Consider the following 2,393-nt stretch of genomic DNA (forward strand, 5'->3'; position numbering starts at 1 on the left):
TTCTTATAAGACATATGTAATTGATGTGTTTCTAGTTTTAGATAAAAATAGGATTGATTCATTTTACCTTCATCACTCCTTTGATATTAGTTTAAATATACTGAATAAGTTCCATGTTCACAATAAAAATCATAAGAAAAACCGATCCATTAAATCATAATTTCTAACAACACCTTCCGATTTACTGTTTTTCTAATGGAATAATTAATTACCCTGCCCGGTTAGTGGAACAAAAACAAAGGGCTGCCAAAGCAGCCCTTTGTTCAACTCAAGCACCCTTTTGCTTAAGGACAATATTCACAATTTTCGTCTTTATTTCCATTTAATTAGCTACACTAGCCTTCACTTTGTTTGAATAATCACTTGCTTGCTTCTTCCAGAACAATGTAAGAACGATTCCCAAAGATAGGATCACAGTCGCAAAGTAGTAAGGGAAGTTAATATCTATATCAAATAATATCCCCCCTAGAATGGGTCCACTAATGTTCGCTAAACTTGTAAACATAGAGTTCATTCCACCAACGAAACCTTGTTCGTTCCCAGCAATATTTGAAAGGTATGAAGTAACTGCTGGTCGGAATAAATCAAATCCTACAAAAACAATAAATGTAACAAGTAAAATAGAGAAATATGAATGAACAACAGTCATTAAAAAGACAACTACCGCTGATAAAATTAAGCTATATTGAATCAGTTTAATTTCACCCCAAATTTTTGTAAGCCGATCAAATAGTATGACTTGTGAAACTGCACCAAAAATTGCACCACCTGTGATAACAATGGCAATATCGGATGGTTTAAATTGAAATTTATGGTCTACAAATAGACTAAAGAACGATTCAAAAGCTGCTAAACCAAATGAGGCAATAAAAATTAATATAAACGCAAGGAAATATTTTGGGGAAATAATTCGTTTGAAACCAACCTTACCATCGGAGACTTGTTCATGATTATCTTCTCTACGATTCGGCTCAGATAATAAAATAATAGAAAGTATAGCCGCAATGGTACCAAGTGCTCCTGCAAAGAAGAATGGTATCCGTGTGCCAAATTCCGCTAAGAATCCACCAATCCCAGGACCAATAATAAACCCTGTGCTAATGGCAGCTGACATAAACCCGAGTGCTTTCGGGCGAGTATCCAAATTTGTAATATCAGCAATAAAAGCTGTAACTGCTGGCATAATGAACGCAGCACTAATTCCACCTAAAACGCGGGAAATAAATAGCATGTCGATTCCCTTTCCGATCCCAAATAAAAATTCTGAAAGGCCGAAAATAAATAAGCCAATGACAATCATAATTTTCCTGCCGAATCGATCTGCTGCTTTCCCTGCAAATGGTGAAACAATCAATTGAGCGATAGCAAAAGCTGCCGTTAAATACCCCACTGTTTTCCCAGTTATCCCCAATTCATTCATCAACGTAGGTAAGACTGGAATGACAAGACCAATTCCCAAAAAGGCTATGAATAAATTCAATAATAATAATCCTAAGGTGACTTTATGTTTCTTCATTTTATACATTCTCCTTAACAATACAAATTACTTAAACAAATTTGAATTTTTTTCATTTGTTTACAATTTCCATCGTAGTGTATATAGTAACTATATAGTCAAGGGTGGTGCTGTAAAAAATGGGAAAAATAAATGGCAAGTATTTAACAACTGGAGAATTTGCAAAGCTTTGTAAGGTAAATAAACAGACACTCTTTTATTATGATCAAATTGGACTTTTGTCTCCCCTATGGAAAAATGAAAAAGGGTATCGTTATTATTCTATTCACCAAATAGAGCTATTCTTTGTTATTGATTTATTAAAGGATCTTGGTATGTCGCTGAACGATATTCAACAATATACACAAAATAAATCGCCTGAAAGATTTTTATCATTAATGCATCAAAAAAAAGAAGAGATTATGAAAAAGCGTAAGGAGATTGAAATGAAGGAAAGAATGATTGATGCAAAAATAGCCTTAATGAAGGAAGCATCACACCTTGATTTTCAACAAATTACACTTAAACCATTACCGGAAGCAACACTTTATCTTAGTAGAAACATTGAAAATATAACGGATGAAGAATTTGTAGAGGTTATTTCGGATTTTATTAATGAATTGAACATATCTCATCTGGATTCAGGATATCCAATCGGTGGTATTACGAAACGGGAGCAGGTATTGAAGGGAGAATTCTCTAATTATAGCTTTTTATATATTGAACAACCACATCCAAAGGTGGGATATCCCTATTTTCAGGCTGTGAAAGGTGATTTTCTCATTGGATATCATCTTGGGGATGAGAAAACATTACATAAAACATATAAGCGACTTTTTTCAGAGATGGAAAGGTTAAATTTAGCCTTATCTGATTATGTTTTTGAAGAGTATATTTA

At 33.6% G+C, this 2,393-nt stretch carries 2 protein-coding genes; one reads left to right on the forward strand and one right to left on the reverse strand.

From position 1 onward, the window contains the following. Positions 1-322 precede the first annotated feature (322 nt). The gene (norA, locus tag V7659_RS25085) at positions 323-1,516 is read right to left on the reverse strand and encodes a multidrug efflux MFS transporter NorA (RefSeq protein ID WP_335542839.1); all 1,194 of its coding nucleotides are present in this window, start codon (positions 1,514-1,516) and stop codon (positions 323-325) included. 119 nt (positions 1,517-1,635) lie between these two features. Here norA and V7659_RS25090 point away from each other — a divergent pair. After that, on the forward strand, positions 1,636-2,393 hold a 758-nt coding region (locus V7659_RS25090; RefSeq protein ID WP_335542840.1), incomplete at its 3' end, for a MerR family transcriptional regulator.

This window comes from Neobacillus drentensis, assembly GCF_036966985.1.
Classification (GTDB): Bacteria; Bacillota; Bacilli; order Bacillales; family Cytobacillaceae; genus Neobacillus; species Neobacillus drentensis_E.

Excerpts from the sequence above, each read along its gene's own strand:
- norA (WP_335542839.1), bottom strand. The coding sequence starts at position 1,516 with ATGAAGAAACATAAAGTCACCTTAGGATTATTATTATTGAATTTATTC.